This is a genomic window from Thalassospira sp. SM2505 (genome assembly GCF_054901115.1).
Map to the genome: position 1 here is coordinate 3302613 of NZ_CM142731.1, position 23827 is coordinate 3326439.

A 23827-nucleotide genomic window follows, 5' to 3' on the forward strand; every position below is an offset into this window, starting at 1 on the left:
CGGAACCCTTATTTCCTGCATGAACTTCATGATAGGTCATTGCCAGGCTCTTTCAAAGGCCGCAGCTTAAAATCGTGTCACTAATTTATAGTCTATCTTCAATTCATTTAGGCTGCGATTGAGCTGCTGCAAGATCAATCTGTAAACTTCGTGCGAACCCGCGTGATCGCGGCACTCGAAACCCGAACAAACCGGCCATCGCGCCAAAAGAAAACGGGCACAACCAATGTCATGCCCGTTTCCATATTCAAAGCAAGGTCCGAAAAACCGGTTGATCTGCCGTCATTTCATGACAGCACTGGCGGCTTTGGACATTGCGTTAAAGCTATCTGACATTGCCGAGAACATGATTTCCTGAATCTTTTCGCCCTCGGCAACGCTGCTTTCGACATAGCGCGTCAGAATTTTCGATTGCAGTTCCTGAATGTCGGACAGGCTTTCAGCCTTGGTTAGCGCATCAATATCATCCTGGGATGCCTCGATCTCGCGCTGCATCCAGGCTGCAAGCTCTGCACCAATACCACCAGTTTTCTCGAACACAGTCCTGGAAGCCAGCCAGGTTTCTTCCAGATTTTTCTGGTGCATATCGACCAATTCTTCACATTGGGCCGCAATGCGCGATCCGGCATCAGAAATCACGTCCGACTGCCCGGTCATTGCATCAAACAGCTTGGCAAACGCATCGTTTGCGACAGCTACGCTTTCTTCAAGCGCATCATTTCCGGCTTCGACGATCGCGTCAATTTCGGGCGCTTTCCAGAGCTCCAGATAACTTTCCATCGCATCGGGCGCCATGAACATCGGACCAAACCCGAACAGATCATCCCCTTTTGGCGCAGCGGGTTTCGAAGCCTGCTTCGGCGCCTCCTCCTTGCTTGCAACCGGCTTTTCGGCCGACTTGCTAGCAGATTTTGCAACAGACGGGGCCTCTGCGGGAACGTTTTTCGGGGCCGCGGCTTTTTTCGGGGTGGTCGAGGCTGTTGCTTTCTTGGTCTCAGTTGCGGACTTGCTTGTCGTAGTCACGGTGCTGGCCCTTTCAGTTTCAGAAGACGTTACCGGCTTGGACGAGGATGCAGCGGTGGCTGTTGCAGCCGGTACCGGTTTGACATCAGATTTCGCCTGAACAACGGCTGGTTTTGACGCTGGCCTGGATGACGACTTGGGAGCAGCCTTCACAGGGGCAACCTTTTGGGTCGCCGGCGTTACTTTTGAGGCTGCCACCTTGCTCGGCGCAGCCTTCACGGCGGGCTCGGGCACAGAAGGTGCATTTTCAGTCAGCTTGACTGGCACTGGCGTCCCTGCCTCATCAATCGTGGTGCCCGATACCGAAGCACCATCCTTTGACGTTACCGGGGCGTTCTTTGACGTCGAAACATCTTCCACAACGGCATCACTTTTGGGCACAGGAGCATCATCTACCTGCTTTGCCGCGGCCTCTATCTCTGACGAGGTCATCACCACCCGCTTGGCTGGCAGCTCTGCACCTGTCGAAGCAGTCCCGGCGGCCGATTTTGATACTTGCCCGGAAGCTACAGATGGCACCGGTGCTGCGGGCGCTGTGGCCCTGGCGGGAGCAGGTGCTTTTTTACCTGATTTCCCAGAGGTCTTTTGTTTTGAAACAGCCATTGTCTCCAACCTCATACTTGCCGGGGCGGACGCCCCAAATTCATGCTGCATCGCAACATAACCCTAGATGGAATTCCCCCCAAAGGTCAAGCACAGTTTGGTGACAAAACAGCGACCCAGTCACAGCATCCGTATTTGGAAACGTTACAAATTCGTGCCCGGACGTTGCTGCGCCGACAAAAGATCAGCAGCAACAAAGTTCTAGCGACAAACTTGATTTCGCAATGCGGCATGAATGCAAACGGGGATGCATCTCCATGCATCCCCGTTTGAAGACATTTCCAATCCGGTCCACGCCTTAGCGCAGCATATTTCCACGCACAGTCCGGTAAAATGTACCAGACTCGCTATTTTGAATGGTTTGAAGCTGTGCCGCTGATTGCGAACGCGCTTTATCCTTCGCTGGCGGCTCCGGCAGCTTTGTTTCGATGCTCGACAAATTCGTTAACACGGCCGGGAACCCAAGTGCGCGCAAATCATCAACGCCGGACATCCATGTTCCCAGCGTTACGTAGCCAGATGAGCATCCAAGTGCGACCCAGTAAAAATCATCGGAATATAATCGGACACCATCGCGGCCCTGCTGGGTTCCAAATCCGTCCTTTTGCAAGGCATCGGTGACCACGAGATAGTCATCGCGTCCGATCACATCAACACTCTGCTCTCCCCCGAACACTCCCAAAGGCGCATTGATCTCGACATTGATTTCACTGACCTGAGCAGGCCCGAACACACGCGTTGTCAGATCGAATTGCTGGTTGCCAGCTTTGGGCTCAAGCTCGAAGACACGAACTTCTTTATAGTAGTCGGCATTATAGATGATGCGAATCCGGCCCTCCGCATCACCGGCAGAACAGGCCGTGCGCAAATCATCTGCGTTCAAATACGAAAACCAGGCCGACTTGCGCACCAGCGGATTACTGACGTCACTATTTTCCGTGAAAGCGCACCCGGCCAGCCCGACGGCAGCAAGTGTAAACACCCCCACCCCTGCCAAACTGGCACGTTTCATGCTTATCGTTTTGAGAAGTGGGGCAATTCTTTTCACCATTCGATCCTCGATTTTTTGCCGATCAGGAGATATAAAAGTGACATTGGCGCAGAAAGATGGTCACAGAATGGCCGCGATTAGAAAAGCCGAAAATTGACGGTCTTAAACATTTGTTTAAGTCTGTGATGCCAGATTGGTCATATTTAGTTCTTGGGGACTACCGAAAGCCGAGCCCGAATAATGCGTTTAATGACCCCTTCCGGGCCAAATGCGTTGGCCAAGACACCGCTTTTGACACGCAGCCGTTTTCTGCGTGCCTGTTTGGCTGCGTTTTTGTGTCTGACAGCAATCACGCTTTCTGCGACCCTTGTCCCGAACAAGGCGCTGGCACGAACCTATACCGCCATGGTCATCGATGGTGATACGGGCGACGTACTGCATGAATATCGTGCAGACCATAAAGTGTACCCTGCGTCCCTGACCAAAATCATGACGCTTTATATGCTGTTTGACGCCCTTGATAGCGGAAAGGTATCGCTGTCAACTCCAATGAAAGTATCCAAGCGTGCATGGGGACAGGCGCCGTCCAAACTGGGTGTTCAGCCCGGTGACACCATTTCAGTCAAGGACGCCATTCTTGCACTGGTAACGAAGTCGGCCAACGATGTTGCCGTCGTTGTTGCTGAACATCTTGGCGGCACAGAAATCAAATTTGCCCAGATGATGACGGCCGAAGCGCGTCGGATTGGCATGAAACGGACGACCTTCCGCAATGCATCGGGCCTGCCCAATCGCGGCCAGATGACTACAGCGCGTGATATGATCACGCTTGCAGTTGCGCTTCGCAAGAATTTTGGCAGCTACTACCACTATTTTGCCACCCAGAAGTTTCGTTTCGGTGACCGTACCTATGGCAACCACAACAACCTTCTGGCGTCCTATTACGGAACCGACGGGATCAAGACCGGCTATATCAATGCTTCGGGCTTTAACCTTGTTGCATCGGTCAACCGTAATGGCAAACGCCTGATCGGCGTCGTGTTTGGTGGCAGAACCGCCCGTACCCGTGACGATCAGATGAAAAAGCTCCTTGATAGCGCCTATGTCGAACTGACGAAGGAAGGCGAAATCAGGGTTCCGCGTCCACGCGTCAGCCCGGAAGATAAAATTCTTCCCGCCGATGCCCAGCTTTTGATGGCCAAGCGTGAAACCATGCGTGAAGCAGAGCAACCCGGCCGCATTGATACACAGACCGTGGTGACCCGTATGAAGCCGGAAACCAATGGAAGCTGGGCCATTCAGGTTGGTGCGTTCAGCGATCAGCGTCGGGCACAGGAAGCTGTTCTTGCAGCCGCCCGTACGGCCCCGGATGTGTTGCGTTTGACCCGCGCGGCTGTTGAACAGCAGGCAAGCGGAACCGGTGTCGTTTACCGCGCACGTCTTCTTGGTTTTGACGGTGAAAGCGAAGCCCGCGCCGCTTGCGCAGCACTGCGCCGTGAAAAACTGGCGTGTATCCCGGTTAATTCCGGCGGCGCTGGTTAAACAACTCGCACAATATCAAGATACAACAAAGGCTGTCAGAGCAATCTGACAGCCTTTGTTTTTGTCCAAAATCCCGTGTCGACATCAAGCCGTCGGGGGTTATGGCCGGATCAATGCCCGCCACCGGGGGCAAAGAAGTCATCTAATGCCAGTCCACTTTTAACCAGCTGATCTGTTACCTGGGCCTTGAGCCGGATCAGGCCATCGTTATCTGCTGCCTCGCAGCGCGCAACGATGGCTGGCTGGGTATTGGAGGCACGCAGCAACCACCAGCCATCCACAGTACTGACACGTACGCCATCAATGCCGCTAACCTCTGCACCAGCCTCGGCAAGGCGCGCACGCACTTCTTCGATCAGGGCAAATTTGCGATCATCCGGACAATCAATCCTGGTTTCCGGTGTATTGACTGCAACCGGCATAGCTTCGCGCCATTGCGCAAGACTCTTACCGCTTTGGACCAGAATACGGTACAGACGAACCGCCGCGTACGTTGCGTCATCATAGCCATAATAGCGCTCAGCAAAGAAGATATGGCCGCTCATTTCGCCTGCAATCGGGGCTTTTGCCTCGATCATTTTGGTCTTGATCAACGAGTGACCGGTCTTCCACATAATGGCATTGCCACCAAGGCGGGTAACCTCGTCAAACAGGGTCTGGCTTGCCTTGACATCGGCAATAATCGACGCACCTGGCTGCCGTTCAAGAACATCGGCGGCATAGATCTGAAGCAACTGATCACCCCAAAGGACATTGCCCTTGCCATCAATCACACCAATACGGTCGCCATCACCATCAAAGGCAACACCCCAATCAGCATTATGCTTGGCCACGGCGGCCTTGAGATCAACCAGATTGGCTTCAACCGTCGGATCAGGATGGTGGTTGGGGAAAGTGCCATCAATGTCGTCAAACAACAAATGATGCGTTCCCGGAAGCTGGGCCGTCAGCTTGCGAACAACATCACCGGCGGCACCATTGCCACAATCCCAGACGATGGTCATCGGATCGGGAACGTCACAATCAAGTTCCGCCAGAAGACGGGCAACAAACCGGTCCTCGACATCAATTTCGGTTGCGGTTCCCTGCCCGGTCTCGAAATCCCCGGCAGCGGCAATTTTACCCAGTTCCTGAATGGCGGCACCAAAAACAGACTTGCCGGCATTGAGCATCTTGAACCCGTTATAGTTTGACGGGTTATGCGATCCGGTAACCATGATACCTGCATCGGTTTTTTCGTCATAAACCGTGAAGTAAAGCATCGGGGTCGGGCCGCGGCCGACAAGCACGACATCACAGCCGGTCGAAAGAATGCCGTCTGCCAGCGCCGAAGCAAGTTCGGGCGAGCTCAGACGCCCGTCACGCCCCAAAGCGACGCGCTTGCCTCCTGACCGACGCACCATGGTCCCGAACGCCTTGCCCAATGCATTGGCATCTGCTGCATGAAGGGTATCCCCGACAACCCCGCGTACGTCGTATTCACGCAATACCGAACTGTCAAACTTGTGTGCTGCGGAATTCGTCATAGCCTGGGTCAGCCTCCAATAGTTGCACGTCCGACGCAGGAATAGCTAAAACCGTTTTCAGCCATTTCGGTCGGGTCATAAACGTTACGCAGATCAACCACGGTCGGGTGAACCAGCGCATCCTTGATACGATCAAGATCCATGCCGCGGAATTCGTTCCATTCGGTCAGAACGACCATGGCATCAGCACCGGAAATCGCGTCATACGCGCCATCGCAATATTCGATGCCATCAAGAAGCTTTTTGGCCTCGCCCATGGCTTCGGGATCGAATGCCTTGATCTTTGCACCCGCTGCAATCAGGGCCGGAACGATATCTAAGCTCGGCGCATCGCGCATGTCATCGGTGTTTGGCTTGAATGCCAGACCGAGGATACCGATGGTCTTACCAGCCACAGAACCACCACAGGCAGAAATCACACGATCAGCCATGGCTTTCTTGCGTTTGGCATTCACGTCCACAACCGTCTCAATGATGCGAAGCGGGCTGCCATGTTCCTGCGCGGTACGCACCAGTGCAAGCGTGTCCTTCGGGAAGCACGATCCGCCATAGCCCGGACCGGGATGCAGGAATTTTTTGCCTATACGGCCATCAAGCCCAATGCCGCGGGCAACGTCATGCACGTCTGCACCGACCTTTTCACAGAGATCGGCGATTTCGTTGATGAAGGTAATCTTGGCAGCAAGGAATGTATTGGCCGCATATTTGATCATTTCCGAGGTTTCACGCGTGGTGAAGACAATCGGTGTTTCAATCAGATAAAGCGGACGATACAGATCAGACATGACTTCGCGGGCACGCTCGTCGCTCGTACCGATAACGACACGATCCGGGCGCATGAAATCGCCAATCGCCGATCCTTCGCGCAGGAATTCCGGGTTGGAAACCACTGCAAATTCGGCATCTGGACGCTTTTCACGAATAATGCGCTCAACTTCACGACCGGTTCCGACCGGAACCGTCGATTTGGTCACAATGACGGTAAAACCTTCCATTGCGTCTGCGATTTCTTCGGCAGCAGCATAGACATAGCTGAGATCAGCATGACCGTCGCCACGACGGGTCGGTGTTCCTACCGCAATAAAGACAGCATCAGCCCCTTTGACCCCTTCCTTGAGGTCGGTGGTAAATGTCAGACGACCTGCCTTGACATTGTTTTCGACCAGAACATCCAGACCAGGCTCGTAGATTGGCATGATACCGTCTTCAAGACGGGCGATTTTTTCCACATCCTTGTCGACACAAATAACATCCGTGCCAAACTCGGAGAAACAGGCACCGGAGACGAGTCCAACATATCCGGTTCCGATCATTGCTACGCGCATGGAGGTTTAATCCTAGTAAGTGGAGACTGACCGAAACAGATCATTGAACCATTCCGGTCAGTTATCGTTGAAATTAAGTGATTATTCTGCTGCTTCGCCTTCGGCGAATTCGTGAATAAGCTGACGGACATCGTCCTTCATGTCTTCACGCGCCAGAGCAAATGCCATTGTTGCCCGAAGAAAACCGATCTTGTTGCCGCAATCAAAACGGCGGCCTTCAAAACGATATCCATAGAACGGAACTTTGCCGATCATCGCAGCCAGTGCATCGGTCAGCTGAATTTCGTTACCCGCACCACGCGGAATATTTTCGAGAGTTTCGAAGATGCCCGGATCCAGAATGTAACGGCCAATCGCCGACAGCGTTGAGGGTGCTTCTTCGGGTTTTGGCTTTTCCACCATCCCGCACGCACTGACCAGACGGCCGTTGGTGCCTTCGACTTCAAGAACGCCATAGCGCTGGGTTTCTTCACGCGGAACATCCATTACGGCAACCATGTTACCGCCTGTGCGACCATAACTTTCGACCATCTGCTTCATGCAAGGTGTCTTTGCCTGAATAAGGTCATCGGCCAGAAGAACCACAAACGGCTCATCCCCGACCAGCGATTTGGCGCACAAAACAGCATGACCAAGGCCCAGCGGATTGCCCTGACGGGTATAGGTCACACGACCATTTTCCGGGATCATTGCAAGGGCCGTCTCAAGCGCGTCGGTTTTTCCGCGTTCGGTCAGGATCGCTTCAAGTTCGGCAGAGCGATCAAAATGATCTTCAATGGCAGTTTTGCCACGGCCGGTTACGAAAATGAATTCTTCAATCCCCGCAGCGATGGCCTCTTCGACAGCGTATTGGATAAGGGGCTTATCAACAACCGGAAGCATTTCCTTGGGCATTGCCTTGGTTGCTGGCAAAAAGCGGGTTCCCATACCTGCAACCGGAAATACAGCCTTCTTGATTTTTCTCGACATTCAAACACTTCCCTTTTCAACCGCTGCACGCCCAGTCTGATCGAAAGTACGGCATGTATGCTTCTGCCACATTTCCGGAACTCCGATCAAGCGAGCGTACGAATGATTCACGCTAATCTTTACATAGCCGTAACAAAAGGCTGCGCGCGGTGTTGAGTTTTGCGGCCAGATAATCTGATCCACCATGATCGGGGTGCACCGCCTTGATCTGGATCTTGTAAGCACGATTAATCTCTTCGCGTGATGCATTCGCATCCACACCAAGGATTTTTCGCGCTTCCTCCGCACTCATGTCAGCCGCGCTTTTGCTCCTGCTATTGCCATGGTTCCTATCGCCATTGTTGCGGTCGTTTCCTCCGGAATGTGCATCCTGACTGCCAGTATCGTTGCGGGACCATTCCTGCCATCCCCTACAGTCGGGACGACGTTCAAGATAAGCCTCAAGAACCGTCTGGCTTTGGTCGGTTGCGTAACAACAGTCAACAAAAAGCAACTGCAGGTCGTCAACCCCCAAGCTGTCCAAATCTGCACCGGCATAGGTTCCGCTTATGACAGAGCCCTTCATTTGTCCGGTTTCAAGATCAAGCAGCATATGCAGAATTTCCGTTCGAATTTCCGATGTCCTGCCAGAACCCGCAGAACCATTTGAACTCCCCCCCATGTTGCCCGGCCGGGCACGACGGCGGGAATAGGCAAACACCCGTCGAAACAATGGCCATAAATAACCAAGCTTCATCATCCGAACTAAAAATGGCGATGTTACGGCCAAAGCCGCCGACATTGCGGCAATTTTGCCAGTCAAAAGAAGCCACAACGCCAACAGGATCAGAAGGCCGACAATAAGGAACAATCCGACTTTTCGGACATCCTTCGGTTCAGCCTCGCTCATCCAGCGGATGAAAAAGCCCACACCAACAAAAAGCGCAATCCCGATCAGAACCCACTGCATTACCGGGGCTTTCGCAATTGATGACCAAGACGCAAAACTTCTTGCGATCCGGTTTTCTGTTGATAAACGGAAAGACCGCTATCCCCGCCAACCGCATAACTCGCCACCGCGCCGAGCAAATCCCGAAGTCTGGATGCGGAACTCGCATCAAATTGCATGAATGCGCCGCCAGTTATGCGTGCAATCTCGCCAAAGGCAAAGCTGGCATCCCTGTCATAGCCCTCCTGAAACATGAAGGCCTTAACACCTTTGAGTGCAAGGTTTCCTGCAATCGGCGCCAAATGATCGGGGTTCTCTTCAATGCAATCACCAACATAAATCAGTGCATCAATTTTTTTGCTGCTGGCTTCTCGTTCGACATGCGCCAGCACGCGCTCGATCTGTGTATGCCCGGCATGGCAACTGACCTTGGAGATATAATCGCGGAGCGCCTTGGCATTGCGGCACCAACCGCTTGCCTTGCACTCGGACAGCCCGCGAAAAAACACAAGCTGGATATCAAGCGCACCTATTCCGTCAACCGCATCAAACATCTCGGCCTGAATTTCGGCCGCCCGGTCCCAGCTTGGCTGGCGACTGGCTGTCGCGTCCATTGCAAAGACCAGTCGCCCCATTGCCGGACCAGATATCGGCGCACGCACAGAAAGACCACGCGCACGATGCAGGAAGTCATCGACTTCCTGTCTGCTCGATGTATCCGAGATGATGTCTTTGCGTCCCAAGAAAACCTGCCTGCTTCATATACTGTGTGAGCACGAATAGCGCCCCTTAAGATATAGGCTGCAGGCAGTCAGATCGGCAACTCTTCACCTTCGGCCGGTTTGAACCCGATCACTTCAAGCAGGGATCGAACTTCCTGACGGGCAGCCATGTGGGACATGCTCATCGGAATGCCGACCCCTTTTTCACGCAAGTCAAGAAGGGTCAGACCTTTGAGGAAAAGTTCGCGATAAATGACACGTTCGCCAAAGCCCGGCGCAGAACGGAAACGGATACGCTCGCCCAGTTTTTCAACGATTTCAGCGATGTCGCGCTTGTTGCGGGCATCAAGATGCGACAGGCGGTTGCGCATGACAATCCAGTCAATTGTGCCGCCATCGATGGCGGCACGGCGTTTGCGCGCATCCCAGACCATTTCGGCATAAATACTCGGCCCCTTGATCGCAAGGCTGTCAGGATCAATCCGCGCAAGCATATCAAGATCAATGAAGCTGTCATTGATCGGCGTAATAAGCGTATCGGCACAGGCATGGGCAAGGCGCGACAGATAATTGTCACTCCCCGGACAATCCATCACCACGAAATCGCACGCCAGCACCATCTCACCCAGCGCAGTCGTGAAGCGTTCGCGCTCGTCAAGCTTGGCCTCGTTGGCATCGGGAAGTTCACTGCGATAGATCGGACGATGATCGGGCACAGGAAGTTGAAGACGTTTTTTCTCGTTGAATGCTTGCCGGTTCTCGACATAACGGGTCAAAGTTCCCTGCCGCGCATCGATATCAAGCGATCCGACCCGAAATCCCATCTTCATCAGGGAAACAATCAGATGCATCGCCGTTGTCGATTTGCCTGATCCCCCCTTCTCGTTACCGATCACGATCACATGGGCGCGTTTGGACGACGGCTGTTTTTCCGTCGCTGTCTGCTGGCCTGCGCTGTCCCCGTTTGCGCTGGTCTCGTCCACCGTCATGAATGTCTGCTCCGTTATTCAGGCTTATTGGTTGTGTCCCCATGACCAATCTCCCCCAATGAGCCACTTTACCAGTAAAAATCAAGGTAAAAGAAACCCATCTGACTGAAGTCGTGTGACTGATCACTAGCCAATCTATGAGCACAAAGGTAAAGATAAGGGTAGCGCAGCACCAAAATGCGCATGAAAACAAGATGAAAGGACGCAATGTGAGGTATCGGGCGGCGGCGGTTGGCGGCATATTGGCCAGTTTGATGATGATGGCCACATCTACGGCCTTTGCACAGCAAGCAGTCGGGTTTGAACAGATTCCCGACGATCAGAGCCCCGTCTCATATACAACCCGCATTGATGGCCAGCGCGCGTTCCTGCGTCAATATCGCGATAACAGCACAGTCTTTGTCGCCCGTTGGTTTGCGCCGCGCACTGAAAAGGAACCACAGAACGCAGCTAGCGACCTGTATCTTGAAGCCGTCTATACGACGTCCGCTCCGGGTTTTCGGTTTAGTACCGCGATGGCCCCCGAAAATTTGCTTGAGATGTTCCAAAGCTTGAAAGACCGCACCAGCATTAATGGTCAGGGATTTGTACAGGATACCCGCTTTGGCCCTGTTGCCCTTACCCCGTTTGTTCGTCAGGGTTCCCAATGTATTGCCTTTGTCGGGCAATGGGACCCTCAAACACAAACACAGCGCGGCAGCCGAATTCTTGGCTATTACTGCACTCCCGCACTACTACAAGCGCAAACGGGTGCAGTATCCCCGCAAAACAGTCTTCCCGTGATTGATGCCCAGGAATTTGCAGCCGCCTTCTTCAGTCGCCTGGCAATTAAGCTGCCGGAAAACTCACCGGTCACGGCAGAGGTTGCCGCAACCGTGGATACACCCGTGTCAACAGATTCCGTTGCCCCGGCACCGGCTGATGGCATTGCAATCACCACCAACTGGCAGGGTGTACGTGGCACCGGTAAACTGCATTTTGATCAGCCATCTGGCGAAGGCACCATGATCCTTGATGACGACCAACGCCATTGCGAGGGTATCTGGCGCCACGAAGGCGGTGCATATCAAAGTGGCACATTGCCCTTTGGCAGCTGGTATGTGTACTGCAATGACAGCAGCTTTGCCCGCGGTCACTATACCAGCGAAACGGCTGCAACCGTTACAGGTGACGGACAGGACAATCAGGGACAGGCAGTCTATTTCCGCCAGGCCAACTGATCCCGAACGACCGAAAACCCAACTCATTTTGCCCCAAAGAATCAAACGAATATGACCGCAGATATCCAGACCATTGTAATTGGCGCAGGCGTTGTCGGACTTGCATGCGCACGTTCGCTTTCCCGAACCGGCCGAGAAGTTCTGATCATTGAACAACATGATGCGATCGGCACCGAAACCAGCGCACGCAATAGCGAAGTCATCCATGCCGGTATCTACTACCCGAAGGGCAGCCTGAAAGCCAAATTGTGCGTTTCCGGTCGAGAAATGCTGTATCGCTATTGTGCCGAAAACGGCATCAGCCACAGACGCACCGGCAAACTGATCGTTGCAACAGCAGAGGATCAAATCGAAGCTCTGCATGGCATCGAAAGCAAGGCACGTGAAAACGGGGTGACCGATCTTGTGTGGCTAAGCCAGCAAGAAGCACTGGAACGTGAACCGGCCCTGAACTGTGTTGGCGCATTGCACAGCCCGTCGACCGGCATAGTCGATTCTCACCAGTTGATGGTGACCTTGCTGGGCGAGGCCGAGAATAATGGCGCGACACTGGCCCTTAACACCAAGGTCGTCTCGGTCGATCACGCAAACGGTCTCTACACACTCACCACCCGCGACGCCGACGGCGAGGAAATGAGCCTGACATGCGCAGAACTTGTCGTCGCAGGCGGCCTTCACAGCCAGACCCTTGGCCGGAACTTTGCGGGCTTGCCGCAAGATACCGTCCCGCCACAACACTACGCGCGCGGTTGTTACTTTACCCTATCGGGCAAGGCACCATTTTCGACCCTGATCTATCCCGCCCCTGAGCAGGCCGGCCTTGGGATTCATCTGACCCTTGATCTGGGGGGACAGGCACGTTTTGGTCCGGACGTAACATGGGTCGACCAGCCCGACTATGACGTTCCGGAGGAACGCCGCGCGGCCTTTGCCCAAGCCATTCGCAAATATTACCCCGACCTCAATGAGGACGCGCTTCAGACCGGCTATGCAGGCGTTCGCCCCAAAATTCAGGCACCGGGAGAAGCCGCGCGCGATTTCATGATTGCTGATGAAAAGCTGCACGGTCTTAATGGACTTGTAATGCTCTATGGTATTGAATCACCTGGCCTGACGGCATCCATAGCCATTGGAGAACGCGTTTCAGACCTGATTACGAAACAGGGCGATTTTCAAGCAGCATCTTGATGTCGTTCTCTGAGAACAGCGACGAGTGGAACATGACCAAGTCACGCCGCAACATGACGACACATAGCCAGAACGAGATTGCGACACCCAAACCCGCGCAATCAGTTCGCGGTCTGTCGCGGCGACGTTTCCTTGCAGGCAGCATGCTGGGATTGGGCGGTGCGGTTCTGGCATCCAGCCCGCTAGCCCTTCATGCCCAGCAACTTGAACCCTTTACACTTGCACCGAACAGTCTGACCACAGGACGCGGTCTTGGCAGTGACAGCAACAAGCCCAAAGTCGATTTTACCGACAAGATGCGCGAATACGTTATTGCGCTTAGCCGGTGGGCGAAAAGTTATCGCAGCGACTTTTCCATCGTCGCGATGAACGGGTTGGAGTTGACCGAGTATCTGGAAACCACGTTATTTGCTGCTCGCGGCACGGCAGAGCCGGCACGGGATTATCTGCGCGCCCTTGATGGCATCCTGAGCGAAGCCCCGTTTTTCGGCTATGAGAATTACGGCGAGCCAACCAATGGCGAGGAAAGCAAATATATCCTTGGCTATCTCGACCGTCTGAAGCTTGAGGGCCTGAAATATCTGATCGTCGATTACACGAACAAGATCGAGAACATGCAGGCGGCTCGCAAGCAACTTTCCGGGCTTGATGCCATTTACTATGCTGCTCCGCCACCGGGAATGCAGTTATCGACCCTTGCCAAGGTCCCGCAGACGCCAATCGGGTCAAACCCGCACGTGATCGACAATCTGCGTCAGGCAAAAAACTTTGCCATGGTGCTCGACAGTTCTCCTTATGGCACCAAAGACGCCTATATCAATGCGCTGGCCGAAACCAATTACGACACGTTGATCATTGATCCGTTCCACCGCGGCACCATCCCGCTGACCTATGACGATATGAAACGGTTGCGCTACAAGAAGACCGGAACACCCCGGACACTGATGGCCTATATCAATATCGCCACAGCCGAAACCTATCGTTATTACTGGAAAAGCAACTGGCGCACCGGATCACCCGATTTCATCGGTGAAGGCAATTTACTTGCCCGCTGGGGGCAGGAACATCATGTCCATTACTGGACACCGAAATGGCAGAGCCTGATATATGGCAGCGAAGCAAGCTACCTTGGCGGCGTCATGAAACTCGGCTTTGACGGTGTACTTCTGGGTGGGTTGGATGAACATTCCTGGTGGCTTGATTACTGACCCGGTCAGATCTCCTCATGGCCATCACGAATTTATGATCACATGCCCGAGCAACCATATGACTGGTTATTTGACGACCTATCTGTGCTTGGGCACTGTAGCTCATTGATAAAAGACAATCTGCGCTGCAGAAACAGGAGGTCATCTTGTCCGAGCCCATCATTCATTATTTCTTTGTCCAGTCACCCTGGTCATTCTTCGGATTTCGGCGTGTTGTCGAAATTGCCCGCAAACATGGTGTCGCTATGATTCATAAACCCTGCCGGGCAGCGGATGTATGGGAACATGGTGGCGGTGTCCCGCTGGCCAAACGTCCCAAACCCCGTCAGGACTATCGACTGGTCGAACTCAAACGCTGGTCTGAATTCCTGAACATTCCGATTAACCTGCATCCCAAATATTTCCAGGTTGATGAAACACGCGCAGCGCGGACCATCATTGCGGTTCAGCAAGATGGCAAGGATGTATCGCAACTGACCGAAACCCTGATGGGTGATATCTGGTTGCGAGAACGCGACATCGCAGATGCGGCCGTCATACGCGAAGCTCTGATCGCAAACGGACTGTCCGCAGAATACCTTGAAAATGCCGACCTGCCCGAGATCGCAAATATTTACGATGGCAATTCCCAGTCCGCACGTGATCACAACATTTTCGGCGTCCCGACCTATTTTATCGGCAATGAGATGTTCTGGGGCCAGGACCGGCTCGATTTCGTTGACCGGGCACTCGGCTGATCTCCCCCGACAGTACTGAACAGATTGCTTAAAACGAACGGGGCGGGAAAATTTCCCGCCCCGTTCGTTTTGGTCTTTGATCAGATCAATAAACCAGAATTCCTGTTCCCCTAGCCAAGGCGTTTGACGTGATCGACAACAAACCCGTCAGATGACGGATAAGTGTTTTCGATCATGGCAAGGGCCTTATGCTCGTCACTTGCGGCGACTTCATGGGTCTGCACATCTGCCCAGCGATCGTCAAAAATCTCGTGGGAACGATTTTCTTTGACACATTCGCGAACGGCTTGGTTGTGCAGTTCAACTTCGAAAACGGTCTGGCGATGGTCTGTGAATGCAGACATTTCCGCCGATCTCCTTACTTTTTGTCCGGCGGCGCCGCCCAGACGCCGTCGTGTCCTGAACCGGGAATCTCAACCACAAGACACCCAACCTCCAGCTTACGTTTCGCGCCTTAACGAGCCGTAAATTGTCCGGTTAATTTGTATTTCTAGATTAATTGCTCCGGTTTCAAGTGCGAATTTGTCATAGCTGCATCACCGGCAAACGCCGGTCAGGCGCCGGTCAGCACAAATCACGCCCGGATCGCTATTCTGTGAAATAAATCTTCTGTTTTAAATGCCACACAATACCAAGTTGCTGCTTTTATCGACCCTCGACAGACGCATTAAGAATCATCCTGCCCAAGGTTTTGCACCATTTTGATCATTTGCGGTTATGTTGCAGCGCACAGGTCGCGCAATAATATTACAAAGCTTTTCTGCAGTGATCATAAAATTCCACGCTATCGCCCCACCCCAACCGAAACGTTCTTTTTTAAGCATGTGATGAATTTGAAATTGATCGGACGAGCAATGCATCAAACATAAAAGGATAAGCAGGCATCAGCCTGCATCAGAACAATGATGCTGCCAGGAGGCTGCAAGAGGATGAACGTCTTTTCCGATACCGCATTTGATGGCCATGAACAGGTCGTGTTTGCCAGTGACGAAGCCACTGGTCTGAAAACCATCATCGCCGTCCACAATACCAATCTTGGTCCGTCGCTTGGCGGGTGCCGCATGTGGCCCTATGCAAGCGAACAGGAAGCCATTCATGATGTGCTTCGTCTGTCGCGCGGCATGACCTACAAGTCAGCTCTTGCCAATCTTCCGCTTGGCGGCGGGAAATCCGTGATCATCGGTGATCCGCGCAGTCAGAAGACTCCTGAACTGTTCCGCGCCATGGGCCGCGCTGTCGAACAGGTTGGCGGCCGCTACATCGTCGCCGAAGATGTCGGCACCAGCCCCGAAGACATGGAACAGATTGCAAGCCAGACCAAACATGTTGGCGGGATCAATGATGGCTCGGACCCGGCCCGGACAGGTGACCCGTCCCCCTTCACCGCCTATGGGGTATTTATAGGCCTGAAGGAAGCTGCTCGTTTCAAATACGGCACAGACGACCTTAAGGATCTTCGCGTTGCCGTTCAGGGACTGGGACATGTTGGCTATCATCTGTGCCGGATGCTGTTTGCGGCAGGTGCCAAGCTTATTGTCGCTGATCTCAACAAGAACAGCGTGATGACCGCTGTGAACGAGTTTGGCGCAACTGCGGTGTCTGTGGATGAAATCCTGTCTGTAGAAGCCGACATTCTCGCCCCTTGTGCACTTGGCGGGGTGATCAACGACAGAAGTATCGAAAAGCTCCGTGCTGGCATTATTGCCGGTGCGGCCAATAACCAGCTTGAACATGACCGGCATGGCGACATGCTTCGCGAAGCGGGCGTCCTCTATGCGCCGGATTACGTGATCAATGCCGGTGGCGTGGTCGAGGTTCATTATTGCCGCGAAGGCAAACCGGTTGCCGAGACAAACAAGCATATCGAAGGCATCGCTGGCACCGTGCGCGAAATCTTTGATCGCGCCAAACAGCAAAACCTGTCGACCGGCTTTGTCGCCGACCGCCTTGCCGAGGAACGGTTCGGCTTGGTTCGCAAGGCAGCCTGACGGCCACAAAATCCACAAAAACAAAAAGGCGAGGCCCACATGGCTTCGCCTTTTTCATTTAACCGATTGTATGCCGTCAGATCAGAGAGACGGCTATTCTGCCGCGATCGGCGCAACATTTGCGGTCACAGCCGCTGCATCTTCACAATCACAATTGCCACAGGTTTTCGACTGAAGCAATTCTGCGCGCATGTGACAGGCACATTTGCCGCATTGAGGTGCACAGCCATGGAAACGAAATACTTCCGCCGGACGCGTGGCACCACCTTCCTCGGCGGCACGACGAACGTCTTTTTCCCTTAACGCATTACAAATGCAGACATACATAGGTGCGATTGCAATCAGTTATTAATTACGTGCACACAGATGTAGGATAAATGCGAATAGTTTTCAAACACTTTTGCAAACACCAGATCAAAAAAAATCCCCTGCAGGTTTGGATTTCTGCAGGGGATTTTGGGAAAGCTGTTTACTTACAAGAAGATCAGGCAAGACTTATGTGACTTACAACCTTTGCCACACCTTTGATACGACGCACGATGGATAGCACTTTATTGAGCTCCTCATCGGTCTGTGCTTCGCCCATGATGTAGACAATGTTCTGAACAGACTGCCAACGATAGTTGACCGAACTCACGCCTTTTTCGGCCAATAACAATGCCTTGATCTGACTTTCGATCCAGACATCGGAAACAGATTGGGTCGCCGAATCCGCCGGTACGGCATTCTTGCCATATTCGTCTTCGGCCCGGTGATAGGCGTCAATGGTTTCCTGATCGGCAATCACAAGGTGATCATAAACGGTCTTGATCCGGTTATCCTGTCTGACCAGCGACATGACGTCATAATATTTACCTTTGGAATCAACCAGACCGGTGACCATGACATTCTGTTTCCAGATGTCGACATTCACATCGAGCAAATAGGTATGATCCACTTTGGAAAACTCGCCAAGGATGCCTGACTTGATCTGTGTATCAAGCCACTGATCATTGCCTGTGCGGTCTTCAAGCGGCATTTGAAGCGGCCCGCATGCGGCAAGAGGTGCTGCCAAAACTGCACAGATGGAAAGCGTCTTGAACACACTGCGCAAGCCTCGGTTAACCTTGATCATCAATGTTCTCCTTTTCATGCCCGTCTGGCATGGTTCAAAATATTTGGCGACCGGCAATTATCGCTGCTTCATCAGTGTTTCTGATCAAACGCGTAAAATCCTGATCGGTTCCTGTCTTTATCTATTACAGTGAATTTTGACAAAAAAAAGCCCGACGCAAATGCGCAGCGGCGCATCTTACATAAAAGAAAGTGAATGAAAGAAAAATGGACCGGAACTTTCTTTCCGGTCCAAGGTCTGGATATTGCTATCTCGGGGGCTCATCGTCCGGCTTTCCGGACACGCCGTGCTCCTTCGAACTCAATTCTCCTCCATCGACATCAGGGATGCGTTACCCCCTGCGGCCGTGGTGTTGATGGTGATGGTTTTCTCGGTGGCAAAGCGATGCAGGAACGCTTCATCAGGAAGCGCACCGTCATCCTCAGCCCCGCTATCGGAAATCAGCGACAGGATCGCGCCATCACGCTTGGCAAGCAGCTGTTTGAACGATGTGACGCGATCAAGCGGCGCGATACAGGACACACCGGCAATATCGCCATCATACATCGCGCCCAGACCGGTATTGGCACCAACAACCTTCACCAGCCTGGCCGGAAGTCCGGCTTCGTTCGCCAGCGCGGGAATGTCAGCAAACCATTTCAGATCACCGGCAAGGATCACAGAGTTCCCCGCTGCCAATGCCGCACCAAGATGGCGGATCACACGGGTCGGCTCGGCATCCTTGTCGACCTGCACCAGATAGACCCCCCGTCCCAGACAATAAAGATCGTTGGTTTCACCAGTCGGCCCGGGCATCCGTTTGGGGGCAACAAATCCGTTTTCCGACAGGGCTGCAAAGCTGGCCACATGGTTTGCACCCGCCACCAGCTCATCCTTGCCAGACTCATTGAGCTTTGCCGCAAGCGTTTCAAGAATGCGGACGCGTTCATTGCCATCAACCGCCTGCCACTCTTCCTGCGCGGACAGCATCGCGGCATATTCGGCGGTCGGGATCACATCCTTGACGATGATCGGCGCACGATCATCAAGGACGGCATCATGAGCCGCACCATTTGCAACAGCAATCGGCTTGGCAAAGCGTTCGACATAGTGCGGCCCACCGGCTTTCGGACCGGTACCCGACTTGCCCTGACCACCGAACGGCTGAACACCGACAACGGCTCCGATCATGTTACGGTTCACATAGCAGTTGCCGACACGCAGCTTCTGCGAAATCTGGCGAACCGTGCCGTCGATACGCGAATGAATCCCCATCGTCAGGCCGTAGCCAGATGCATTGATCTGATCAAGAATCTTGTCGAGATCACGGGCCTTGTAGCGAACCACATGCACGACCGGACCAAACACTTCGCGTTCAAGAACGTCAATCGACGGAATCTCAAAGCAATGCGGGGCAAAGAACGTGCCGTCCTTGCATTCCGGCAGAACGTCACAGGCATGAAGCAGCTTGGCTTCTTTCTTCATCCGCTCTGCATGTGCTTCAAGCGTCTTGCGCGATTTTTCGTCAATGACCGGCCCGACATCGATATCAAGGAATTTCGGATCACCAACGCGCAGTTCCTTCATCGCACCGACCAGCATGTGGCACAGCTTGTCTGCGATATCTTCCTGAACAAACAGGACACGCAGGGCCGAGCAACGCTGACCAGCGGACTGGAAGCCGGAAATGATCGCATCCTGAACGACCTGCTCGGGAAGCGCGGTCGAGTCAACGATCATGGCATTCTGCCCACCGGTCTCCGCAATCAACGGCAAGGGCACACCCGGACGCTTCGCAAGTGCCTGATTGATGACCTGTGCGGTCTCGGTCGAACCGGTAAAGGCCACACCGGCAATCCGCGGATCATTGATCAGCTGATTACCAATCACCCGACCCGGTCCGGGGACCAGATTGAACGCAGCACCGGGTACACCGGCTTCAAGGATCAGTTCTGCGGCACGGGCCGCAACCAAAGAAGTCTGCTCTGCCGGTTTGGCAATGACAGCATTGCCTGCTGCCAGCGCGGCAGTCACCTGACCAAGGAAGATCGCAAGCGGGAAGTTCCACGGGCTGATACAGACAATCACACCACGGCCTTCAAGTGCTGTTCCCTCGCGGAAGGTTTCCTCGGCACGGTTTGCATAGTAACGGCAGAAATCAACGGCCTCGCGGACTTCGGCAACACCATCGGAATAAAGTTTGCCTGCTTCGCGCTGACACAGCGCGATGAACTCGTCCATATTCGCTTCAAGCAGATCGCCCAAACGACGCAGAGCTGCAGCACGATCAGTAGCCGGTGTTTTGTTCCAGACGCCATAGCCTTTGACAGCAGCAACAACTGCTGCTTCCACGTCATCACTGGTGGCCTGCACCAGATCACCGACCTTCTCAGCCAGTTTTGCCGGATTCACGACATCAACCGGGGTTCCGGAAACCAGTTTGCCGTCGATCAGCGGGGCCGCGTTCCAGGTCTTGCCCTGAATTTCGGCAAGCTTGGCATTGAGCGGCAGCAACATATTGGTATCGGTCAGGTCAATACCGCGCGAATTGACGCGCCCTGCACCATAAAGATCGACCGGTGCCGGGATCTTTGGGTGGCCCTTACGCGGAAGTGCCGCCATCTTTTCAATCGGATCGGCGATCATTTCCTCGATCGGCAGCTGTTCGTCCTGAATACGGTTCACGAAGCTGGTATTCGCACCGTTTTCGAGAAGACGACGCACCAGATAAGCCAGAAGGTCTTCATGTGTGCCGACGGGTGCATAAACGCGACACGGAACATTTTCGCCAGCCTTGTCGACGATCTGCTCATAAAGGGCCTCGCCCATACCGTGCAAACGCTGGAATTCAAAGGTACGGTCATTGCCCGCCATTTCAAGGATGGAGGCAACCGTATGCGCATTGTGGCTTGCGAACTGGCAATAGAATGCATCGCGACGTGACAGCATCAGTTTGGCGCATGCCAGATAGGAAACGTCGGTTGATGCCTTGCGCGTGAAGCACGGATAGCCTTCAAAACCGTTTTCCTGACTGAATTTGACTTCGGTATCCCAATAGGCCCCCTTCACAAGGCGCACCATCATTTTGCGACCGACCTTGGTCGACAGGTCTGCCAGCCATTCCAGCACATAATATGCACGTTTCTGATAGGCCTGAACCGCCAGACCATAACCTTCCCAGCCATCAAGTTCAGGGTCGGCAAAGACCGCACCAATCACATCAAGTGACAGGTCAAGACGGTTGGCTTCCTCGGCATCGACGGTGAAACCGATGTCATATTTCTTGGCAAGCAGTGCGAGCTGTTTCAGACGCGGCGTCAGTTCATTCATGACGCGGTCATAATTGGCGAAATCATAACGCGGATGGATCGCCGACAGCTTGACCGAGATACCCGGGCTGTTGATCGGACCACGACCATTGGCGACACGGCCAATATCGTTGATCGCGTCTTCATAGGCCTTGTAATACCGATCTGCGTCTTCCATCGTGCGGGCTGCTTCGCCCAGCATGTCGTAGGAATAGCGATAGCCCTTTTCCTCGTTCGCCTTGGCACGAACGGCGGCCTCGTCAATGGTGCGGCCCATAACGAACTGGCGCCCCATGATGCGCATCGCATGGTTGAATGCCTTGCGAATGACCGGCTCGCCCGACCGCGCAATCATGCGTTTCAGCAAACGGCCCGGATCGGCCTTTTCCGCCTTGCCAAACTTGATGACCTTACCGGTCAGCATCAGCCCCCAGGTCGAGGCATTCACAAAGAAGCTGTCTGAATGTCCCAGATGGCTCTGCCAGTTTGCGTCGAACAGCTTGTCCTGAATAAGCTTGTCAGCCGTCACCGCATCGGGCACGCGCAGCAGCGCCTCGGCCAGACACATCAGAATGACGCCTTCCTTGCTTGAAAGCTCGTATTCGTGCAGCAGCGCATCAATGCCGCTTTTGCCGTTATCGGCCTTACGAACATTGGCAACCAGCTGATAGGCCTTGGCCTGCACACGTGCAGTCTGTTCGGGGCTCAGACGCGCCTTTTCGATAAGGCGTTCGACCGCGGCTTCTTCGTCGGCACGATAGGCATCACGGATCTGGCTACGGATGGCATTCGGTTGGGGCAATTCAGTGCGGAACATCTAGTTCGACCTCTCCCTGCAGTATTGACTTTCACGGGCTCCGTCACAGGACAAAGTGCTGTTTTCAGAGCCTGATGGCACCTCTATGACGACAGACATTATTATTTCACCCAAAAAATGTGCTGCCAATTTTCGGTAAAATACGATATATCATCCAAACAATTCGACTTTAAGCAGTCACAAACACTGGTTAGTTTATTATTATGCAGAAGAACCAAAAGAGCCTCGACAAGATCGACAAGCAGATCCTGCGGGAACTCCAGAACGACGGACGCATGTCCAATGTGGAGCTGTCGCGCCGGGTCAATCTCAGCCCGACGCCCTGCCTTGAACGTGTACGTCGCCTCGAACAGCACGGCTTTATTACCGGCTATATGGCGACCCTCGATCCGCGCAAGCTTAACCAGTCTCTGGTCGTCTTTGTCGAAATCACCCTGGATCGCACCACCCCGGACGTTTTTGACGTATTTGCCGCCGCCATTCGCAAGCTGCCGGAAATCGAAGAATGTCATATGGTTGCTGGCGGCTTCGATTACCTCGCCAAACTGCGAGTTGAAGACATGTATGCCTATCGCGAGTTTCTTGAACGCCTGTCATCAGTGCAGGGGGTGAGCCAGACTCATACATATGTCGTCATGGAAGAAGTAAAAGTCCGTCCGGGCATCACGATCCCCTGATCGACTGTTTTTTGGTTGCTTTGCAATAGCTTAATGCGCACAATCCGTGAAATTCAAACAGGATAAAAACCTGTTAGGGTCGGCTATTGCCCAAAAGAAACCAAACAAGGCAGGCGCAGGAAAATGTCAGAAGTCAGTTTCTATTTCGATTTTTCTTCACCCTACGGTTATCTCGCTGCCGAGCGAATGGAAGAATTCGAATCGCGTGTCGGGGTTACGGTCATCTGGCGTCCCTTCATGATTGGTGCTGCCTTCAAACAGACAGGACAAAGCCCGCTGCTTAGCCAGCCGATTCGTGGCAAATATTTCCGCCACGACATGGAACGATGTGCGCGCCTGCAAGGTACTCCCTTTAACATCCCCGACAACTTCCCCTATTCGGCACTTGTTCCAACACGGGCATTCTACTGGCTTGAGTCGCGGTCCCCGGCCCTTGCCCGGCGCTTTGCCAAGGACATCTATCGCGGCTATTTTGCCGACGGGCTTGATATGGCAAACCCGGAAAACGTTTTTGCCGCGGCCACACGCCATTCGATCAATCCCGGTGAAATGCGTCTGGCCGTTGAATCGCAACGCTGGAAAGACCGCACCCGTGAAGTCACCGACGAGGCCATTGCCCTTGGCGCATTCGGATCCCCCTTCTTCTTTTACGAGGATGAACCGTTTTTCGGGAATGACCGCCTTGATCAACTCGAACAGTGGATTTCACTGCGCCGAAGCACGGCAAACAGCCTGCCTGGCTAACCAGCCGTGATCTTTGCATATTGACCTTTCCAGATGCCGGATTTGACAAAACCCGGCTGAATATTGATGTGAACAGATACGCTTTCGCACGGAACAGGTAGCGCCAGCCAGCACATAAAACCGCAGAATACTGCGCATAAATCGTGATCACGCCTCATATATACAAATCCGGTACTGAAATACCGATTTAATATTGACGTTTACGTAAACTTCACCCATAACAACAGCC

The 23827-nt window shown here is 53.5% G+C and carries 20 protein-coding genes; 8 read left to right on the forward strand and 12 right to left on the reverse strand.

Features of this window, described 5'->3' with window-relative positions; translation table 11 throughout:
• Positions 1–282 precede the first annotated feature (282 nt).
• Both ACTU44_RS15510 and ACTU44_RS15515 read right to left on the reverse strand, forming a co-directional pair.
• Positions 283–1542: a phasin family protein gene (locus ACTU44_RS15510; RefSeq protein ID WP_462095859.1), complete on the reverse strand. Its 1260-nt coding sequence runs from the start codon at positions 1540–1542 to the stop codon at positions 283–285.
• 382 nt (positions 1543–1924) lie between these two features.
• On the reverse strand, positions 1925–2638 hold the full coding sequence (locus tag ACTU44_RS15515; RefSeq protein ID WP_462095860.1) for a hypothetical protein: 714 nt from the start codon (positions 2636–2638) through the stop codon (positions 1925–1927).
• Positions 2639–2857: 219 nt separating this feature from the next.
• Between ACTU44_RS15515 and ACTU44_RS15520 the strand changes: the two genes are divergently transcribed.
• Positions 2858–4159, forward strand: a complete 1302-nt coding sequence (locus tag ACTU44_RS15520) for a D-alanyl-D-alanine carboxypeptidase family protein (RefSeq protein ID WP_258548704.1) — start codon at positions 2858–2860, stop codon at positions 4157–4159.
• A 110-nt stretch (positions 4160–4269) separates the two neighbouring features.
• Here the strand turns inward: ACTU44_RS15520 and pgmG are convergent, their stop codons facing one another.
• The 6 genes from pgmG to ACTU44_RS15550 form a co-directional block, all read right to left on the reverse strand.
• Positions 4270–5685, reverse strand: a complete 1416-nt coding sequence (gene pgmG / locus ACTU44_RS15525) for a phosphoglucomutase/phosphomannomutase PgmG (RefSeq protein WP_114098321.1) — start codon at positions 5683–5685, stop codon at positions 4270–4272.
• 8 nt (positions 5686–5693) lie between these two features.
• The gene (locus tag ACTU44_RS15530; protein ID WP_114098322.1) at positions 5694–7010 is read right to left on the reverse strand and encodes a UDP-glucose dehydrogenase family protein; all 1317 of its coding nucleotides are present in this window, start codon (positions 7008–7010) and stop codon (positions 5694–5696) included.
• Positions 7011–7091: 81 nt separating this feature from the next.
• Entirely contained in the window at positions 7092–7979 is an 888-nt protein-coding gene (gene galU / locus ACTU44_RS15535; RefSeq protein ID WP_462095861.1) for a UTP--glucose-1-phosphate uridylyltransferase GalU, read from the reverse strand.
• Positions 7980–8091: 112 nt separating this feature from the next.
• Positions 8092–8928 (reverse strand): J domain-containing protein, encoded by an 837-nt coding sequence (locus tag ACTU44_RS15540; protein ID WP_114098324.1) that lies wholly within the window; start codon positions 8926–8928, stop codon positions 8092–8094.
• Entirely contained in the window at positions 8928–9650 is a 723-nt protein-coding gene (locus ACTU44_RS15545; protein ID WP_462095862.1) for a VWA domain-containing protein, read from the reverse strand. Before ACTU44_RS15545 ends, ACTU44_RS15540 begins: the two co-directional genes overlap by 1 nt.
• A 68-nt stretch (positions 9651–9718) precedes the next feature.
• On the reverse strand, positions 9719–10618 hold the full coding sequence (locus ACTU44_RS15550) for a division plane positioning ATPase MipZ (protein WP_114098326.1): 900 nt from the start codon (positions 10616–10618) through the stop codon (positions 9719–9721).
• Between the two features lie 194 nt (positions 10619–10812).
• On the opposite strand from ACTU44_RS15550, the gene ACTU44_RS15555 reads away from it, so the two are divergent.
• The 4 genes from ACTU44_RS15555 to ACTU44_RS15570 all read left to right on the forward strand — a co-directional run bounded on the left by ACTU44_RS15555 (position 10813) and on the right by ACTU44_RS15570 (position 14971).
• The gene (locus tag ACTU44_RS15555) at positions 10813–11838 is read left to right on the forward strand and encodes a hypothetical protein (RefSeq protein WP_462095863.1); all 1026 of its coding nucleotides are present in this window, start codon (positions 10813–10815) and stop codon (positions 11836–11838) included.
• A gap of 51 nt (positions 11839–11889) precedes the next feature.
• Positions 11890–13026, forward strand: a complete 1137-nt coding sequence (locus tag ACTU44_RS15560; RefSeq protein WP_462095864.1) for an NAD(P)/FAD-dependent oxidoreductase — start codon at positions 11890–11892, stop codon at positions 13024–13026.
• Positions 13026–14234 carry a hypothetical protein gene (locus tag ACTU44_RS15565; RefSeq protein WP_462095865.1) on the forward strand — a complete coding sequence of 403 codons (1209 nt, stop codon included), beginning with the start codon at positions 13026–13028 and terminating at the stop codon, positions 14232–14234. Before ACTU44_RS15560 ends, ACTU44_RS15565 begins: the two co-directional genes overlap by 1 nt.
• A 146-nt stretch (positions 14235–14380) precedes the next feature.
• Positions 14381–14971 carry a 2-hydroxychromene-2-carboxylate isomerase gene (locus ACTU44_RS15570; RefSeq protein ID WP_462095866.1) on the forward strand — a complete coding sequence of 197 codons (591 nt, stop codon included), beginning with the start codon at positions 14381–14383 and terminating at the stop codon, positions 14969–14971.
• 110 nt (positions 14972–15081) lie between these two features.
• Here ACTU44_RS15570 and ACTU44_RS15575 read toward each other — a convergent pair whose 3' ends face one another.
• Positions 15082–15315, reverse strand: coding sequence for a hypothetical protein (locus tag ACTU44_RS15575; protein WP_114098330.1), 234 nt, complete (start codon positions 15313–15315; stop codon positions 15082–15084).
• Positions 15316–15900: 585 nt separating this feature from the next.
• Here ACTU44_RS15575 and ACTU44_RS15580 point away from each other — a divergent pair.
• Entirely contained in the window at positions 15901–16959 is a 1059-nt protein-coding gene (locus ACTU44_RS15580) for a Glu/Leu/Phe/Val dehydrogenase dimerization domain-containing protein (protein WP_462095867.1), read from the forward strand.
• Between the two features lie 93 nt (positions 16960–17052).
• Here ACTU44_RS15580 and ACTU44_RS15585 read toward each other — a convergent pair whose 3' ends face one another.
• From ACTU44_RS15585 to putA, 3 genes are all read right to left on the reverse strand, one after another.
• Positions 17053–17286 carry a (2Fe-2S)-binding protein gene (locus ACTU44_RS15585; protein WP_114098332.1) on the reverse strand — a complete coding sequence of 78 codons (234 nt, stop codon included), beginning with the start codon at positions 17284–17286 and terminating at the stop codon, positions 17053–17055.
• A gap of 157 nt (positions 17287–17443) precedes the next feature.
• A complete protein-coding gene (locus ACTU44_RS15590; RefSeq protein ID WP_114098333.1) occupies positions 17444–18073 on the reverse strand; it encodes a BON domain-containing protein in 630 nt (209 codons plus the stop codon).
• 300 nt (positions 18074–18373) lie between these two features.
• Positions 18374–22177, reverse strand: coding sequence for a bifunctional proline dehydrogenase/L-glutamate gamma-semialdehyde dehydrogenase PutA (gene putA, locus ACTU44_RS15595; protein WP_462095868.1), 3804 nt, complete (start codon positions 22175–22177; stop codon positions 18374–18376).
• A gap of 203 nt (positions 22178–22380) precedes the next feature.
• On the opposite strand from putA, the gene ACTU44_RS15600 reads away from it, so the two are divergent.
• Both ACTU44_RS15600 and ACTU44_RS15605 read left to right on the forward strand, forming a co-directional pair.
• The gene (locus ACTU44_RS15600; protein ID WP_068518581.1) at positions 22381–22854 is read left to right on the forward strand and encodes an Lrp/AsnC ligand binding domain-containing protein; all 474 of its coding nucleotides are present in this window, start codon (positions 22381–22383) and stop codon (positions 22852–22854) included.
• Between the two features lie 123 nt (positions 22855–22977).
• Positions 22978–23598 (forward strand): 2-hydroxychromene-2-carboxylate isomerase, encoded by a 621-nt coding sequence (locus tag ACTU44_RS15605; RefSeq protein WP_114098335.1) that lies wholly within the window; start codon positions 22978–22980, stop codon positions 23596–23598.
• Positions 23599–23827: the final 229 nt, after the last annotated feature.

What these genes read in the sequence shown, in the direction of transcription:
- galU (WP_462095861.1), bottom strand. Translation starts at nt 7,979, where the DNA reads ATGTCGAGAAAAATCAAGAAGGCTGTATTTCCGGTTGCAGGTATGGGA.
- ACTU44_RS15560 (WP_462095864.1), top strand. Translation starts at nt 11,890, where the DNA reads ATGACCGCAGATATCCAGACCATTGTAATTGGCGCAGGCGTTGTCGGA.
- ACTU44_RS15555 (WP_462095863.1), top strand. Translation starts at nt 10,813, where the DNA reads ATGAAAGGACGCAATGTGAGGTATCGGGCGGCGGCGGTTGGCGGCATA.
- ACTU44_RS15580 (WP_462095867.1), top strand. Translation starts at nt 15,901, where the DNA reads ATGAACGTCTTTTCCGATACCGCATTTGATGGCCATGAACAGGTCGTG.
- ACTU44_RS15575 (WP_114098330.1), bottom strand. Translation starts at nt 15,315, where the DNA reads ATGTCTGCATTCACAGACCATCGCCAGACCGTTTTCGAAGTTGAACTG.
- ACTU44_RS15585 (WP_114098332.1), bottom strand. Translation starts at nt 17,286, where the DNA reads ATGTATGTCTGCATTTGTAATGCGTTAAGGGAAAAAGACGTTCGTCGT.
- ACTU44_RS15540 (WP_114098324.1), bottom strand. Translation starts at nt 8,928, where the DNA reads ATGCAGTGGGTTCTGATCGGGATTGCGCTTTTTGTTGGTGTGGGCTTT.
- putA (WP_462095868.1), bottom strand. Translation starts at nt 22,177, where the DNA reads ATGTTCCGCACTGAATTGCCCCAACCGAATGCCATCCGTAGCCAGATC.
- ACTU44_RS15530 (WP_114098322.1), bottom strand. Translation starts at nt 7,010, where the DNA reads ATGCGCGTAGCAATGATCGGAACCGGATATGTTGGACTCGTCTCCGGT.
- ACTU44_RS15605 (WP_114098335.1), top strand. Translation starts at nt 22,978, where the DNA reads ATGTCAGAAGTCAGTTTCTATTTCGATTTTTCTTCACCCTACGGTTAT.
- ACTU44_RS15520 (WP_258548704.1), top strand. Translation starts at nt 2,858, where the DNA reads ATGCGTTTAATGACCCCTTCCGGGCCAAATGCGTTGGCCAAGACACCG.
- ACTU44_RS15590 (WP_114098333.1), bottom strand. Translation starts at nt 18,073, where the DNA reads ATGATCAAGGTTAACCGAGGCTTGCGCAGTGTGTTCAAGACGCTTTCC.
- ACTU44_RS15550 (WP_114098326.1), bottom strand. Translation starts at nt 10,618, where the DNA reads ATGACGGTGGACGAGACCAGCGCAAACGGGGACAGCGCAGGCCAGCAG.
- ACTU44_RS15515 (WP_462095860.1), bottom strand. Translation starts at nt 2,638, where the DNA reads ATGAAACGTGCCAGTTTGGCAGGGGTGGGGGTGTTTACACTTGCTGCC.
- pgmG (WP_114098321.1), bottom strand. Translation starts at nt 5,685, where the DNA reads ATGACGAATTCCGCAGCACACAAGTTTGACAGTTCGGTATTGCGTGAA.
- ACTU44_RS15565 (WP_462095865.1), top strand. Translation starts at nt 13,026, where the DNA reads ATGTCGTTCTCTGAGAACAGCGACGAGTGGAACATGACCAAGTCACGC.
- ACTU44_RS15600 (WP_068518581.1), top strand. Translation starts at nt 22,381, where the DNA reads ATGCAGAAGAACCAAAAGAGCCTCGACAAGATCGACAAGCAGATCCTG.